General features: G+C 76.2%; 12 protein-coding genes. 3 read left to right on the top strand and 9 right to left on the bottom strand.

From position 1 onward, the window contains the following. Positions 1-16 precede the first annotated feature (16 nt). From ABZ924_RS08505 to ABZ924_RS08480, 6 genes are all read right to left on the bottom strand, one after another. Positions 17-1,834: a hypothetical protein gene (locus tag ABZ924_RS08505; RefSeq protein WP_361905909.1), complete on the bottom strand. Its 1,818-nt coding sequence runs from the start codon at positions 1,832-1,834 to the stop codon at positions 17-19. Beyond that, positions 1,831-2,892, bottom strand: a complete 1,062-nt coding sequence (locus ABZ924_RS08500; RefSeq protein ID WP_361905907.1) for a MoxR family ATPase — start codon at positions 2,890-2,892, stop codon at positions 1,831-1,833. Before ABZ924_RS08500 ends, ABZ924_RS08505 begins: the two co-directional genes overlap by 4 nt. A 119-nt stretch (positions 2,893-3,011) precedes the next feature. Then, positions 3,012-3,452 (bottom strand): SRPBCC family protein, encoded by a 441-nt coding sequence (locus ABZ924_RS08495; protein ID WP_361905905.1) that lies wholly within the window; start codon positions 3,450-3,452, stop codon positions 3,012-3,014. Between the two features lie 120 nt (positions 3,453-3,572). Then, positions 3,573-4,865: an amino acid permease gene (locus tag ABZ924_RS08490; protein WP_361905960.1), complete on the bottom strand. Its 1,293-nt coding sequence runs from the start codon at positions 4,863-4,865 to the stop codon at positions 3,573-3,575. 237 nt (positions 4,866-5,102) lie between these two features. Then, complete coding sequence (locus ABZ924_RS08485; protein ID WP_361905903.1) at positions 5,103-7,220, bottom strand: phage holin family protein; 2,118 nt, start codon at positions 7,218-7,220, stop codon at positions 5,103-5,105. 529 nt (positions 7,221-7,749) lie between these two features. Further along, positions 7,750-8,154 (bottom strand): hypothetical protein, encoded by a 405-nt coding sequence (locus ABZ924_RS08480; RefSeq protein ID WP_361905901.1) that lies wholly within the window; start codon positions 8,152-8,154, stop codon positions 7,750-7,752. A gap of 131 nt (positions 8,155-8,285) precedes the next feature. Here ABZ924_RS08480 and ABZ924_RS08475 point away from each other — a divergent pair, with 131 nt between their 5' ends. Continuing rightward, positions 8,286-9,056 carry an MBL fold metallo-hydrolase gene (locus tag ABZ924_RS08475; protein ID WP_361905899.1) on the top strand — a complete coding sequence of 257 codons (771 nt, stop codon included), beginning with the start codon at positions 8,286-8,288 and terminating at the stop codon, positions 9,054-9,056. Beyond that, positions 9,056-9,742 (top strand): VTT domain-containing protein, encoded by a 687-nt coding sequence (locus ABZ924_RS08470; protein ID WP_361905897.1) that lies wholly within the window; start codon positions 9,056-9,058, stop codon positions 9,740-9,742. The genes ABZ924_RS08475 and ABZ924_RS08470 overlap by 1 nt, the downstream gene beginning before the upstream one ends. Positions 9,743-9,766: 24 nt before the next feature. On the opposite strand, the gene ABZ924_RS08465 is transcribed toward ABZ924_RS08470, so the two are convergent. The 3 genes from ABZ924_RS08465 to ABZ924_RS08455 form a co-directional block, all read right to left on the bottom strand. After that, complete coding sequence (locus ABZ924_RS08465; RefSeq protein WP_361905958.1) at positions 9,767-10,741, bottom strand: MBL fold metallo-hydrolase; 975 nt, start codon at positions 10,739-10,741, stop codon at positions 9,767-9,769. A gap of 605 nt (positions 10,742-11,346) precedes the next feature. After that, a complete protein-coding gene (locus ABZ924_RS08460; RefSeq protein ID WP_361905895.1) occupies positions 11,347-12,564 on the bottom strand; it encodes an aminotransferase class I/II-fold pyridoxal phosphate-dependent enzyme in 1,218 nt (405 codons plus the stop codon). 195 nt (positions 12,565-12,759) lie between these two features. Then, positions 12,760-13,332 carry a TIGR03086 family metal-binding protein gene (locus tag ABZ924_RS08455; RefSeq protein ID WP_361905893.1) on the bottom strand — a complete coding sequence of 191 codons (573 nt, stop codon included), beginning with the start codon at positions 13,330-13,332 and terminating at the stop codon, positions 12,760-12,762. Positions 13,333-13,560: 228 nt separating this feature from the next. Between ABZ924_RS08455 and ABZ924_RS08450 the strand changes: the two genes are divergently transcribed. Continuing rightward, entirely contained in the window at positions 13,561-14,379 is an 819-nt protein-coding gene (locus tag ABZ924_RS08450; protein ID WP_361905891.1) for a methyltransferase domain-containing protein, read from the top strand. Positions 14,380-14,433: the final 54 nt, after the last annotated feature.

Here is a 14,433-nt window from a genome sequence, read left to right as displayed (position 1 = left end):
GGCGGTCCGGCCCCCGTCAGGCCAGTCGGAAGACCGGCCCCTTGGGGGTGAACGGCAGGGAGGCACCCTGCGGAACCAGGAAGGCGTGTTCGCGCCGGATCCGCAGGGTGTCGCACCACCCGTCCGTGATCACCAGGACCGGGGCCCCGGGCGGGAAGTCCTCCGCCCGCTGGAGCAGGTCGACGCCGGGCTGGAGCTCGGTACCGCCCCGTCCCCGGACCCGGACCCGGCCCGCGATCTCGGCCGGGGGCAGATAGCCCGCGTCGTACGGCGCCGCGTCGCAGAAGACGACGCGGGCGGCCGGTACGTCGCGGGCTTCGGCGTACGAGGCGATGGCGCCCAGCGCCTTGCCGAGCAGGGCGGCGTCCATCGAACCCGAGGTGTCGAGGACCACTCCGAAGGTGCAGCGGGCGACCTCCTCGGGCGGGTGGTACCGGCCCGCGCGGGGGATGTCCGGGGTGGAGGCCTGGCGGCGTGCCGGGCGGGCGTAGGACCGCAACGCGACGGGCCGGGGCACGTGCTCGTCGAACCAGCGGGCGAGGCGGGCGTCCCACGGCAGCGGCGGATGGGCCAGCGCCCGGATCTCCTGGACCAGCCCGGCGGGCAGCAGCCCGCGGCCGCCGCTCTCGTGCAGGTCGAAGCCCTGGACCAGGGCGCGGCGGTAGAAGTCGTCCAGGTCCGTGTACGGGCGGACGCCGGCGTGGGGCAGCGGCTCCCCCAGGATGTCCGGGCGGCCCTTGCCGCACAGGGTGGCGAGCCTGCGCATGCGGCGCATGTCGGCGGTGATGCGGTCGTAGACCTCCTCGACGGACAGCCCGGCGAGCGCGGGGTCGTGCAGCAGCCCGTCGGGCATCTCGCCGACGCCCATCTCCACGAGCCAGCCGTTGACCACGTAGTCGGCGGCCACGTTGTGCAGGTACGGGTCGCGGGCGCCGCGGCGCTCGCCGTGGCGCAGGGCGGCGTGGAGCATCTCGTGGGCGAGGACGAAGCGCCACTCGCCGTCGGTGAAGGTGCGCAGCGGGTTGATGTAGACCTCCCCGGCGCGGGCGCTGACGGCGGCGACGGAGATGCCCCGGTCCCGGGCGAGCTCGGCGTCGGCGACGATCTGCAGGCCGGAGGCGAGGCCGCCGAGCAGCGGGTAGGCCGATATGAACCAGTTCAGGGCGCGGTCCCAGGGCCTGAGCGGGGCGTCGCCCCGGCCGCCGGCCCTGTCCATGGCGGCGGAGACGGCCCCGGTCAGGGCGTGGGCGAAGGAGGTCTCCCAGTCGGGTGCGGCGGCTCGGTTCCAGGACCGCCAGGGGACCAGGAGCTGGTCGGGGTCCTCGCCGGCGGTGCCGCAGCGCTCGTAGTCGGGCGGGATGCCGTCGCGGCGCCAGCGGGCGGCCAGGAGTTCCTCGTCGCCGCCCGGATAGTGGTCGGGGAGCCCGTCGGGGGCCCGGCCGACGGGGAAGGTCAGCAGGAAGCGGTTGACGACGGCGCAGCGGGCGGCGAGGTCGAAGCGGTCGGGCTGGGGGCGGTCGTCGTCCGCTGCGGCGGGGACGTGCCCGAAGCCGAGGTGGAGCAGGCAGTGGGCGAGGGACCAGGCCCATTCGGCGGGTTCGGCCTGCCGGGTGGGGTGGGCGTGGACGGTGCCGTTGGAGGTGACCCTGGCCAGGCCCCGGGCGGGGGCGGCGGTGCACTTGGGCTCGCGGCAGACGTCCGCGTCGAGCGCGGCGAGGGCGGGGTTGCGCCGGACCAGGGCGAGGCCCTCGGCGAAGGCCTGGGCGGCCGGGTCGGGGCGGTCGGCCGTACGGGAGCGGGCGCGGGAGCGCGTGCGGGAGCGGGCGCCGCTCACCGGCGGGCCTCGACCAGGCGGGGCATGTCGCGGGCGGCCTCGACGAGGAACCAGGCGGGCAGGACGGGCAGTCCGTCGGCGTCGTCGGCGATGACGGTCTGGGCGACCTCGACGGAGATCTCGGCGAGCTGGACGAGCAGGGCCTTGGCGCGGTAGGCGGTCTCCCGGACGGAGGGCGAGACGTGCTCCTTGCGGGCGGGCAGCTCCTTGACCAGGCGGCCGCGGAAGGCGTCGGCGAGGTAGTAGAGCAGGTCGCGGTCGGCGGGGCGGGTGGGCCAGGACGCGTCGCCCTTCATGATCGCCTCGATGCCGAAGCTGTGCCGGACGATCTTGGCGTAGCCGCAGAAGGCGACGGCGTGGGCGGGCGTGAGGGTCCCGTGGGCGAGCACCTTGAGCGTCTCCTCGTCCAGGGCGGGGCCGAAGGAGTGCAGCGCGTCCGAGAGCATGTGCCAGGAGCGCGGGGTGGAGAACGGCTCCTCGGTCTTGGGCGGCTGGGACCACAGGTGGTCGGGCCGGTCGGTGAGGTGGTCGGTGATCCAGGGGTGGATGCCGTTCTGCGCGGCCCAGGCCAGCCAGTCCTGCGCGGAGGCCCGCAGGTGGACGTGGGTGAGGCGGTTGACCAGCGCGGAGGCGACGGGCCGGGCGAGGGCGTTGTCGGTGGCCCGGTTGCCCGCGCCGATCACGATGGAGCCGGCGGGCAGCTCGTAACTGCCGATGCGGCGGTCGAGGATGAGCGAGTAGAACGCCTTCTGGACGTCCGGGGTCGCGGCGTTGAGCTCGTCGAGGAAGAGGCAGTACGGCTCGTCGCGGGCGATGGCCTCGGGCGGGCAGAACACCGACCGGCCGTCGCGGATCTGCGGCACGCCGATGAGGTCCTCGGGGGCGAGCTGGGTGCCGAGGAGGCTGACGCATTCCAGGCCGAGGGATTCGGCGAAGCTGCGCACCAGCGAGGATTTGCCGATGCCCGGAGCCCCCCACAGGAAGACCGGCCGCACGGTGGCGAGGCCGAGCAGCAGTTCGGGGACCTGGGCGGGGGTGACGGTGACGGCGGGCTGCACGAAGGGGTTCCTCGGTGGGTCGGGTGCGTGGAGCGCCCAGTCTGGGCGGTCCACGCATCCCAGGGCACCTGGATTTCGTGCGGTGCCGGCAGGTCGGTGCTCCGGCTCAGTGCTCCGGCTCAGTGCTCCAGCAGGTTCTTCAGCTTCTCCTCGTTGCGGGGCATCTGCTTGCGGGCGTACGGCTTGACGACGAGGGGGGCGATGACCTTGCCGATGCCGTGGCCCTCGAAGTCGAGGTCGAGGGTCAGGCGCGAGCGGGTGCCGCCCGCGAGCGGTTCGATCGTGCCGTGGACGTCGCCGCGGACCGGGCCGTCGACGCCCTTCAGGTGCCAACTGCGCGGGGGGTCGAGCTCCTTGACCTCCATGGTCATGGGGAAGGAGCGCTTGCCCATCGTGCGGGTGACCTCGACCCGCTGGCCCACGTGCGGCGGTGCGCCGTCCAGCGCGTGGGCGGAGAGGGCGCTGTCCTGCCACTCGGGCAGGTGCCCGGGGTCCGTCACGTAGGCGTAGACGTCCTCGGGAGGGCGGGAGATCTCGATGCTTTCTCTGATCGCGGACATGGCGACCCCTTACTGGCCCCCTGTGGACCCCCCTGGTGGACCGCCCTGGCGGATCCCTGGTGGATCCCCTGATGGCGCCCCTGGTGGTCCTCGCCCCCTCCCTCCACGCTACTCCGCAGGTCAGGCGGTGGTGCGGGCCTTGCGGGCGGCCATCACGGCGTACACGGGGACGCCCGCGAAGAGGAACAGGACGCCCTGGTAGACGGCCGCGTAGCCGGAGCCGGCGACCAGCCACATCGAAAAGCCGAAGGCCAGGACGGCGAGGACGGCGTCGCGGACGAGCCGGCCGCGGTGGACCTGCTCGGAGGGGCCCGAGAGCAGCAGGTAGATCTGGGCGGCGGTGGACAGCAGGTAGGGGACGGTCGCCGTGAAGGTGGTGATCAGGACGAGGCTCTCGAAGACGCCCTGGGAGCCGGCGGTGTAGTTGTAGACGGTCAGGGCGGAGGCCAGCAGGACCGTGACGACGACACCGGTGACGGGGACGCCGCGCCGCTTTGTCTCGAAGGGCCGCGGGAAGAGCCCGTCCTTGGCGGCGGCGTACGGGGTCTGCGCGCTGAGCAGGGTCCAGCCGTTGAGGGCACCGAGCATCGAGACGACGGCCGCGCAGGCGACCACGGTGCCGCCCCAGGTGCCGCCGAACATGGCGTTGACGGCGTCGGTGAAGGGGGCCTGGGAGGCGACCAGCTTGTCGTGGGCGACGAGGCCGAAGACGGAGAGGGTTCCCAGCAGGTAGACGGCGGCGGCGCCGAGGGTGCCGAGGACGGTGGCCCGGCCGACGTTGCGGGCGGGATCGCGGACCTCGCCGGCGCTGACCGCGGCCGACTCCACGCCGAGGTAGCTGAACAGCAGCATCGCGGCGGAGGCGGACAGGGCGCCGGCGGGACTCTGGCCGGTGGCCTGGAACGGGCCGAGGTTGGCCGGGTCGAAGAAGAACAGGCCGCCGACGGCGACGAGCGCCAGCGGGGCGAACTTCAGGACGGTGGCGACCAGTTGGACGGCGCCCACCCAGCGGGTGCCGGCCAGGTTGGCGAGCGCCGGGAGCCACTGCACGGTGAGGGCGGCCAGGCACATGGACCACCGGTGGTCGCCGACGGCCGGGAAGAGGACCGTGAGGTAGCCGACGGCCGCGACGGCGAGGGCGGCGTTCGACACCCAGGAGGTGATCCAGTAGGTCCAGGCGGCGAGGAAGCCGGCGAAGTCGCCGAAGGCTGCCCGGGCGTAGACGTAGGGGCCGCCGGTCTGCGGGAGGCGCTCGGCGAGCCGGCCGAAGACCAGGGCGAGGGCTATCGCGCCGAGGGTGAGCACGCCGAAGGCGACCAGGCTGATCGTGCCGAACGGTGCGACGGAGGCGGGCAGCAGGAAGATCCCGCCACCGATGATGTTGCCCATGACCAGGCAGGTCGCGATGGGCAGGCCGAAGCGGCGGGCGTGCGGGCCGGAGCCTTCGGGGGCGGCGCCCTCGGGCGTGGAGGTGCCTTCGGGGGTGGAGGTGCCTTCGCAGGCGGCGGGGCCTTCGGGGGCGGCGGGGGCCTGGTGGGCCGGGGCCAGGGCAGGGGTGGTGCTCAAGGGGGTCGCGCCTCGGGTGTTTCACATGCCGGACAGGTCGACACATGCTCCGGTACGGTGCGGGCGCCGCCAAATCAGCGGGTTTCATCCTGCACGGGGACCCCTGCGGAAGGAAAGGTTCCGCCTGGCGGGGGCTGTGACCGTTGATCCTTCACCAGTGTCCCGGATGTCCCCTCCGACACGCTCGGCACCGTCTGCCCCCTTCGTCCCCCGCGCGCCCGCCGTCCCCAGCGGCACCTGCGGCCCGTCCGCCTCGCGCAGCCAGCGCCGCAGTACGTGGTGCACCGCCTCCGCGCCCACCAGGTGCGGGTCGGGCTCCGACAAGGCCGTGGGCCACATCAGGAACGGGTGCCCCTGCTCCCCGCCCAGGCCGCCGTGCGAGCCGATCTGCTCCTCGAAGGCGTGCACCTCGCCGGTCCGCGGGTCGTACGCCGAGTTCACCATGACGTCGGGAACGTGTGGGAAGGAGTCGGTGCGCCGGACCGCCTCGGCCGCGCCCGGCCCGAAGGGGGCCAGCAGCGCCTCGGCCGCCCCGGGTTCGGACAGCCGGGCCGTCGCCCCGCCCGGGCCCAGCACCTCCCCGTCCACCAGCAGGAAGCCGACGCCCGGATGGTCGGCCAGCGTCGGCAGCAGCGCCGGGTGCGCACGCTCGATGCGCGCCCGGGTGGCCCGGCCGGGCAGGTCCGGGAAGGAGATCACCGCGAGGTTGCCCGACGCGAGCACCACCGGGTCCGGGCCGGGCCGCGGGTGCGCCTCCTCGCCCGCCTCCACCGGCCGGTGCAGCGCCGCGAGCACCGCCGCGCGCGCCTCGGCCCCGCTGCGGGTGCGGCCGGCCCGGCGGGAGACCGGCAGCCCGCAGCCCGCACGGACCAGGTCCTTCAGCGTCAGCCCGTACCGGCCGAGGAAGGTCTCCCCCGGGCTCTGCCCGTGGTCCGACAGCAGCACGATGCGGTAGGCGCGCGGCGCGTGTTCGGCGACGCGGGAGATCAGCGCGAGGCTCCGGTCGAGCCGGGCCAGCACCTGGTCGGTGTCCCGGCCGCGCGGGCCGGAGTGGTGGGCGACCTCGTCGTACGCGACCAAGTCGGCGTAGATCGCGGCGCGTCCCGCGAGCAGGTCGCCGATCACCGCCGCGACGACGACGTCCCGCTCGACGACCGTGGCGAAGGCCCGGATCAGCGGGTACAGGCCGCCGCGGGAGACGCGCGGCCCCGCACCGCGCAGCCGGGCCCGTACCGCCTGGCCGATCTCGCGGCCCACCTCGGCGGTGAACGAGAGCGCGGTACGGACGGCGTTCGCAGGGTCGGAGAAGTACGCGAAGTAGCCGGCCCGGGAGCGGTTCGCCCGGCCGCGCCGGGCCGAGACCGAGAGCACCAGGGCCAGTTGGTCGGCGCCGCCGCTGAACAGGTTGCCGCGGCTGGCCCCGTCTAGGGTGAGCAGCCCGCCGTCGCCGGTCCGCGCGACGGCGCGCCGCTGGAGTTCGGCGGCGCTGGTGGGCCGGTTGCAGACCACCACCTCGCCGGTGTCCTTCTCGTACCAGCGGAAGGCGGGCACGTCGAAGGTGGAGCCGTGCAGGATGCCGAGCTGGCTGGCGCCGGTCTGGCTGGACCAGTCGGTGCGCCAGGGCGCGATGCGGTGGCTGTGCTCCAGCCAGCCGGCCACCGTGGGCATCAGACCGCGGCCGGCGGCGTCGCGCAGCACCTCGTGGCCGACGCCGTCGAGCTGGAGGAAGAGCAGCCCGGGCGGGGGCTCGGCGGAGCCGGGGGCGCCGGGGCCGCGCCGGCGGCGGCGCCGGTCGGCGAGCCGGTAGAGGCGGCGGCGGTACGCCCCGTCGTCGCGGACGGCGAGCGCGGTGGAGGTGGCGGAGGCGACGGCGGACATCGCCGCGGCCACCACCACCGCGGTCTCGGGGGCCGCTTCGGCGCGGTCGGCGGGGATCAGGCTGAGCGCCATCAGCAGCAGGGAGCCGTTGAGGAAGAAGACGAGCAGGCCCAGCACCAGGGCGGGCACGAGGAGCAGGGCCCGGACGAGCAGCGGCCACACCAGCGCGCTCAGCAGGCCGAACGCGCCGGCGCCCCAGGCCGCCGTCAGGCCGACCTGGGTGACGCTGTCGCCGTCCTCGGACTGGAGCCGGAAGTCGGGCAGGACGCCGGCCAGCGCCAGCATCGTCAGGGTGGACACCGCCCAGACGACGCCGACCCGCATCAGGGCACCGCCCGCGCTCCGCCACCGTCCTCGCCGCACGCCGCACCCGCCTCGCGTCTCCCCCGGCCCGGACCCGAAGTCTCCAGCGTCGCACAGCAGACCCGAAGACGGCGCCTCACGCCAACGGCGCACGGACGCACGCACCCCGGCCAACCCAGCCCGCGTGGCGCTTGAACGCAACCCCGGCCAACCCAGCCCGCGCGGCGCTTGAGCGCACCGGGCGCGAAGCGCACGGAACACGTGCCGCACGCGGCAGGCGCAACCCCCCGGGCAGGACCCCACCGAATCCAACCCCCGCCCGGCGCTTGAACGCAAACCGGGCCAATCCAGCCCGCGCGGCGTTTGAGCGCACCGGGCGCGAAGCGCACGGAACATGTGCCGCGCACCGCAGGCGCAACCCCGGGCGGGACACCGCCGAATCCAGCCCGCGCGGCGTTTGAGCGCACGGGCGCGAAGCGCACGGAACACGTGCCGGGCAGAGGCATGCCCGCCCCGGCGGGGACCCGGCCGATGCAGTCGGCGCGGCGCGCTAGGTGCCGTCGTACCCCGCGGTCGGCATGGACAGCCGGCGGTGGACCTCGGCCTTCATCGCGGAGGTGTACAGCGGCTCGTCGAGCCCGGCGGTCTCCAGTCGCACCCCGCGCCGCCGGCACTCGGCGGTGAACTCCTCGACGGAGCGCAGGGCGCGGGCCAGTACGCGGTGGTTGGGGGCGACGAACAGGTCGACCTGCCCGGCGTCCACGTCGCACCACAGCCCGCAGTGGTCGGCGCGCAGCCCGTAGACGAGCAGTTCCTTGGTGACGACGTAGCCCTGGTCGGCGGCCCAGCGGGCGCACATGGCGTGCTGGCTCCGGGTGTCCACGGCGAACGGGTCGGTGTCGAGATCCTCGAGCGGGGCCAGGCTGGCGATCGCGGCCACGCGCAGCTCATCCATGCCGCCCGACCCTACTCCGATCCGCCGCCCGCGAGGAGGGGGCGGCCGGTTTCGGTTGCGGGGGCGCAGGGGCGGGGCAGCCTCTAGGCTCGGACGGTGCGGGGGCGCGCGAGGACGGGGAGGCCGGGCCGGTGGAGATCACCTGGTGGGGGCATGCCACGTGCACGGTCGTGGACTCCGGGGTGCGGGTGCTGACGGATCCGCTGTTCGCCGCGCGGCTGGCGCATCTGCGGCGCAGGCGCGGGGCGCTGCCGCCGGCCGAGGCGGCCGTGGCCGACGTGGTGTTGGTGTCGCACCTGCACGCCGACCACCTGCACCTGCCGTCGCTGGCCCGGCTCGCGCCGGGGACTCGGCTGGTCGTGCCGCGCGGGGCGCGCCGGGCGGTGCCGGGACTGGCGCGTCTGGCCCGGCTGCGGTCGCTGGCGGTGACGGAGGTGGTCCCGGGTGAGGAGGTCGCCGTACGGGACGGGGTGGGCGTACGGGCGGTCAGCGCGCGGCACGACGGGCGGCGGCTGCCGTTCGGGCCGCATCTGGCGCCGGCGCTGGGGTACGTGGTGCAGGGCGCGGGGCGGACGTACTTCGCCGGGGACACCGGGCTGTTCGCTGCGATGGCCGAGGAGGTGGGGCCGGTGGACGTGGCGCTGCTGCCGGTGGGCGGCTGGGGGCCGTACCTGGGGCCGGGTCACCTGGACGCGGGCCGGGCGGCGCAGGCCCTGGCGGCGCTGGCGCCCGCCGCGGCGGTGCCGGTGCACTACGGGACGTACTGGCCCGTCGGGCTGGATGCGGTGCGGCCGCACGAATTCCATGCGCCGGGCGGGGAGTTCGCCCGGCTGGCGGGGCGGCTGGCACCGAAGGTGGCGGTGCGGGTGCCGGGGCACGGGGAGCGGGTGAGGCTGCCGTGATGCGGTGGCCGGGGCCGGGCGTGGGCGTGGGCGTGGCGGTGGGGCAGGTGCCGCCGGAGACGACGCAGCAGGCGGTCGGGTACCCGGCGCTGTTCGTGCTGGTGGCGCTGGGGGCGCTGGTGCCGGTGATTCCGACGGGGGCGCTGGTGAGCTCGGCGGCGGTGGTGGCGTTCCACCAGCGGTCGCTGCCCCTGCCGTTGGGGGTGGTGCTGGTGTGCGCGGTGGCTGCGCTGGCGGCGTTCGCCGGGGATCTCGCGCTGTACTGGCTGGGGCAGCGGGGGGTGCGCTCGCCCGGCGGGTCGCGGCGCCTTGAGCGGCTGCGGGCGCGGGCCGCGCCGGAGCGGCTGGCGCAGGCCCGGGCGCGGCTGGACGAGCACGGGGTGCTGGTGCTGGTGCTGTCGCGGCTGGTTCCGGCGGGCCGGGTCCCGGTGATGCTGGCCTGCCTGCTGGCGCAGATGCCGCTGCGGCGCTTCGCGCGGGGCGATGCCCCGGCGTGTCTGGCCTGGGCGGCGACGTACGGGCTGATCGGGATCCTGGGCGGGTCGCTGTTCTCGGAAGCCTGGCAGGGCGTGGCGGCGGCGGTCGCCGTCGCGCTGCTGATCAGCGGCGGGCCGGCGGCGTGGCGGCGGCTGCGGCCGGGACTGCGGCGGAACGGGCGGCGGAATCGGCGGCGCACGGCGGGCTGAGGGTGCGGGCCGCTGCGCCCGGGGTCACCAGGAGCGGGAGGCGCCGATGGGCAGGTCCCACAGGTCCTCGCGGGCGAGGCCGGCGCGGGCCCAGGCGGCGCGGACCCGGTGGAGCGGCTCGGTCACGGGCTCGGCGGACAGCACGAAGGTGGCCCAGTGCATGGGTGCCATGCGGCGGGCCCCGACGTCGAGGCAGGCCTGCACCGCCTCCTCGGGGTCGGTGTGGACGTCGCCGAGCCACCAGCGGGGCTCGTACGCGCCGATCGGCAGCAGGGCGAGGTCGATCCCGGGATGGCGGCGGCCGATCTCGGCGAACCAGTGGCCGTAGCCGGTGTCCCCGGCGAAGTAGGTCTTCCGGGGCTCGGCGGACTGCGTGTCGGTGAGGATCCAGCCGCCCCACAGGCTGCGGCAGGTGTCGATCAGCGTCCGTTTGGACCAGTGGTGTGCCGGGACGAAGTCGAAGCGTACGCCGCCCAGTTCGGCTGACTCCCACCAGTCGAGCTCGGTCACGCGGGTGAAGCCGCGGCGCCGGCACCAGCGGGCGAGGCCGGCCGGCACGAACAGCGGGGTGTGGCGGGGCAGCCGGCGCAGGGTCGGGGCGTCGAGGTGGTCGTAGTGGTTGTGGCTGATCACCACCGCGTCCACGGGCGGGAGTTCCTCCCAGCGGACCCCGACGGGGGTCATGCGGGCGGGGGTGGCGATGATCCGGCGCGACCAGACGGGGTCGGTCAGCACGGTCAGCCCGCCGGTGCGCACGACCCAGCTGGCGTGGCCGGCCCAGGTGACGCAGGCCGTGCCGGGGGCCACGTCCGGCAGCGGGGCGGGCTCGTACGGCAGGTCGGGGATCCCGCGCAGCCCGTCGGGCCCGGGCCGGAAGGCCCCTCCGCGGGCCAGCTTGGCGTAGGCCCGCAGCCCGGGCAGCGGCGTGGTCAGCCGGTCGGCGAACGACCGCGGCCAACTCCGGTGCTCCCCGAGCCGCCGCGGCCCCCCGACCTCCACGGGGGCGGCGCCCGCAGCCCGCGCCCCGGCCGACGGGGGTGCCACCGCCGCGGAGCCCGCGTGCCGCGCCGGGCCCGCGGCCGCCGCAGCCTGCACCGCAGCCCGCGCCCTGCCCGGCCCGACGGCCCGGGCCGCCGCAGCAGCAACCCCCGGACCCGCAGCCCGCGCCGCCGCGGCCGCCCCCGGCCCGTCCCCGGCCGGTTCGCCCGCTGCCGCCCCGGCCGCCCCGGCCGCCCCGAACCCGGGCGCCCCGTCGGCGGCGGAACGCCGGGCTGTGCCGGGCGCGGGCCGCACCGCGCCTGCCCGGGCCTCCGGGTCGGGCTCCCCGTACGCGCTCGCGCCGCCGGGCCCGGAGCGCGGCCGGCCGGGTGTCGCCCCCCGGCCCGGCGCCTCCGCGGGCGCCGGCTCGGCCGGCCCGCCGCCCCCGCTGCCTGGCGCACCCCGGCCCGCCGGGGCCGGGGCTCCGGGCCCCCCGGCCGGGGTGTCGGACGGCGGCAGGGGATCGGGGGTGGCGTTGTCGCAGGGCGGGTGGGGGTCCCTCATCGGGGTCTCCGTTCACCGGGTGGTGCCGGTCGGCGCGTGGTGCCGGGCGGCGCGTGGTGCGGTCAGGGGGTCAGCCCGGCGAGGACCGAGCCGAGCAGGTCCAGGGAGTCCCGCAGGTGGGGGAGTTCGAGGGGGTCGCGGGCGGTGAGCGCGGCGAGCCGCTCCTCCGCGGTGGCGCCGAGCAGCGGGCCGGTGGACAGCCGGACCCGCAGCGCGCCCAGTTCGTCGGCGAACCGCTGCCCGCCGGGGGCGGGGGTGCCGAGCCGGGTGCCGAGCCAGTCCTCCAGCTCCATCGCGTCGCGGACGCCTTCGCGGGCCAGCCCCGGCCGCAGCGGGGTGAGGTCCGCGTACACGTGGCGCCCGGCCTGCGGGGGCCGGGCGAGCGCGCCGGCGGCCAGCAGCCGGGTGTGCACGGCGGAGGCGACCGCGCCGTGCAGGGCGGCGGCCGCCCGGACCCGTTCGGCGACGGTGCCGGGCTCGTCGAGGACGTGCACGGCGGCTCCCGCCACCGGCCCGGCGACGAGGGAGCCGGTGGCGGCGAGGATGTCGAGCGTGCCGGCCCGCAGCCACGCGCCGTGCGGGGTGTCGGGGAAGCGGACCACGGCCGCGGGCCATCCGGCGGGCAGCAGTGCCCCGGACAGGTCGAGGAGTACGGCGGCCCGGTCGGGGATCATTTCGGCGGGACTCAGGACGAGCGTGTCGTGCGGCCGGTGCACGGTGTCGCGCCAGCTCTCGTCGCTGACGACGAACAGGTCGGCGGTGGCGGCGGCCTCGCAGGCCTCCAGCAGCAGTTCGGGCGGCGGCACGGTCGCGGTGGGGTCGTCGGCGACCGACAGCAGCAGCACCCGCGGGTCGCCGCCCTCGGCCCGTACCCGCCGTACGGTCTCCAGCAGGGCGTACGGGTCCGGCACGCCGCCGCACTCGGCCGGGGTCGGCACGTGGTAGGCCCGCCGTCCCAGCAGCCGGATCCCGGGGGTCCACCAGGCGGGGCACGGCCGGGGCAGCAGCACGTCGCCCCCGTACGCGCCGAGCAGCGCGAGCAGCAGTGCGGGCGCCCCGGGCCCGGCGGCGACGTCCTCGGGTCCGGTGGCCAGTCCGCGCCGCTCCCAGTGCCGGCAGGCGGCCTCGCGTACGGGTGCGGAGCCGCCCGGCGGCTCGGGGGCGGACCGCTCGGCCGCCGCGGCGATCACGGCGGTGAGCTCGGGCAGCACGGGCAGGCCGGGCGGCGGCGCGGGCGGCCCGTACCGGACCGGGCCGCGGCCCTGCGCCGTGCGCTGCATCCCCTCCACCTCGTTCCGCCTTCCCCGTCGCGTCCGCCCCGTCCCGTTGCGTCGCTCCGTCTCCGCCAGGGGGCGGTGTCCTGATGACGATGCCCTTTATACGATTGTTCGCCGGAATGCGCCTGTTGTATGCGGCTCGGGGCGACCCGCCGGACAGCCGACACGGCCCGGGGCCGGCCGGCCGCGCGGCCCGGTTCAGCCCTTCCGCCCCAACAGGGCCAGCAGCCTGGTCTGGGCGTCCGCGCCGGGCGGGACCTCCAGCGGCTCGGCGTACATCCCACTGGCCGCGAGCCCGTCGGCGTACGGCATGACCTCCTTGATGGAGAACTCGACGAGCCCGTCCGGCAGCCGGTCGTCGGCGCCGATGCCGCGGGACAGGTCCCAGGCGTGCACGACGCAGTCGGCGGTCAGCTCCGAGCAGTACGCCGCCCCCTTGGTGGGCCCGTACGACAGCTGCACGGTGCGCTCCAGCGCCCCGGGCGCGGCGAAGGCGGCGTGCGCGGCCTGCGCGGCCTGCTCCCAGGCGGCGACGGGGTCCTCGCCGAGCAGGTCCCCGGCGAACCGGTCGCCGACCTCCGCGACGGTGCTGCCGTCGGTGACCAGCGGCGGGACCCACAGCTGCTCGCCGGTGACGTGGTTGACCAGGTCGCGCACGGTCCACTCGGTGCACGGGGTCGGGGCGCCCCACTGGTCGGCCGCGACGGTGCGCACGCGCTCACCGAAGAGCCTCAGCGCCGCGGCGTGCTGTTCGAGCAGCGTCTCCGGCATGGGTCTCACCGCCTCCTGCGCTCGGCGCTTCCCCTGCAGCCCACTGTCCTCGCCCCGGCAGCGGCCTGCCACCCACCTGCCCAACACCCTTGCGCCACAGGCATCGTGTCCACATGTCAAAACGCGTATCTCGGATCGCGGGCGAATCCCTTACGGTGATCACATCGCTTCGGCGACGCCGCCGCGAGGCGGCGGAGCAACGAGGCCGCGACGAGAGGGAGTCGGGACATGGGCAGCAAGGAGACGGCCGTCTACACGCACGGCCACCACGAGTCCGTACTGCGCTCGCACCGCTGGCGGACCGCCGCGAACTCGGCGGCGTACCTGGTCGGCGAACTGCGCCCGGGCATGTCGGTCCTGGACGTGGGCTGCGGCCCGGGCACCATCACGGCGGACCTGGCGCAACTCGTCGCGCCCGGCGGCCGGGTCACGGCCGTGGACGCGGCGCAGGACGTGCTGGAGCAGGCGGCGGCGTACGTGGAGGAGCGCGGCCTGGAGCGGGCCGTCACCTTCGCGGCGGCGGACGTCCACGCACTGGACTTCCCGGACGACTCCTTCGACGTGGTCCACGCCCACCAGGTCCTGCAGCACGTCGGCGACCCGGTGCAGGCGCTGCGCGAGATGCGCCGGGTGTGCCGGCCGGGCGGGATCGTCGCCGTCCGGGACGCGGACTACGCGGCGATGACCTGGTACCCGGCCGAGCCCGGCCTGGAGGAGTGGCTGAGCCTGTACCGGCGGGTGGCCCGCGCGAACGGCGGCGAACCGGACGCCGGACGCCGGCTGCTGTCCTGGGCGAGGGCCGCGGGCTTCACGGACGTCCGCTCCTCCGCGACGGCCTGGTGCTACGCCGAGCCCGAGGAGACCGCCTGGTGGTCGGCCCTGTGGGCGGACCGTACGACCGCCTCGGCCTACGCGGCCCGCGCCACCGCCGGCGGGCACGCCACCGAGCAGGACCTGTCGGCGATCGCCGAGGCCTGGCGGCGGTGGGGCGCGGCCCCGGACGCCTGGTTCTCGGTCCTGAACGGCGAGGTCCTCTGCCGGGCCTGAGGCGCCGCCGGCCACGGACGTGCGCGGGACTGACGCCCTCCCAGTTGCCCCTGT

Origin of the sequence: Streptomyces sp. NPDC046876 (genome assembly GCF_040645035.1) — a bacterium.
GTDB lineage: Bacteria > Actinomycetota > Actinomycetes > Streptomycetales > Streptomycetaceae > Streptomyces.
The sequence above is the reverse complement of the archived record's forward strand: the minus strand, read 5'-3'. Positions and strand labels throughout refer to the sequence as shown.

What these genes read in the sequence shown, in the direction of transcription:
- ABZ924_RS08495 (WP_361905905.1), bottom strand. Translation starts at nt 3,452, where the DNA reads ATGTCCGCGATCAGAGAAAGCATCGAGATCTCCCGCCCTCCCGAGGAC.
- ABZ924_RS08485 (WP_361905903.1), bottom strand. Translation starts at nt 7,220, where the DNA reads ATGCGGGTCGGCGTCGTCTGGGCGGTGTCCACCCTGACGATGCTGGCG.
- ABZ924_RS08480 (WP_361905901.1), bottom strand. Translation starts at nt 8,154, where the DNA reads ATGGATGAGCTGCGCGTGGCCGCGATCGCCAGCCTGGCCCCGCTCGAG.
- ABZ924_RS08470 (WP_361905897.1), top strand. Translation starts at nt 9,056, where the DNA reads ATGCGGTGGCCGGGGCCGGGCGTGGGCGTGGGCGTGGCGGTGGGGCAG.
- ABZ924_RS08460 (WP_361905895.1), bottom strand. Translation starts at nt 12,564, where the DNA reads ATGCAGCGCACGGCGCAGGGCCGCGGCCCGGTCCGGTACGGGCCGCCC.
- ABZ924_RS08455 (WP_361905893.1), bottom strand. Translation starts at nt 13,332, where the DNA reads ATGCCGGAGACGCTGCTCGAACAGCACGCCGCGGCGCTGAGGCTCTTC.
- ABZ924_RS08450 (WP_361905891.1), top strand. Translation starts at nt 13,561, where the DNA reads ATGGGCAGCAAGGAGACGGCCGTCTACACGCACGGCCACCACGAGTCC.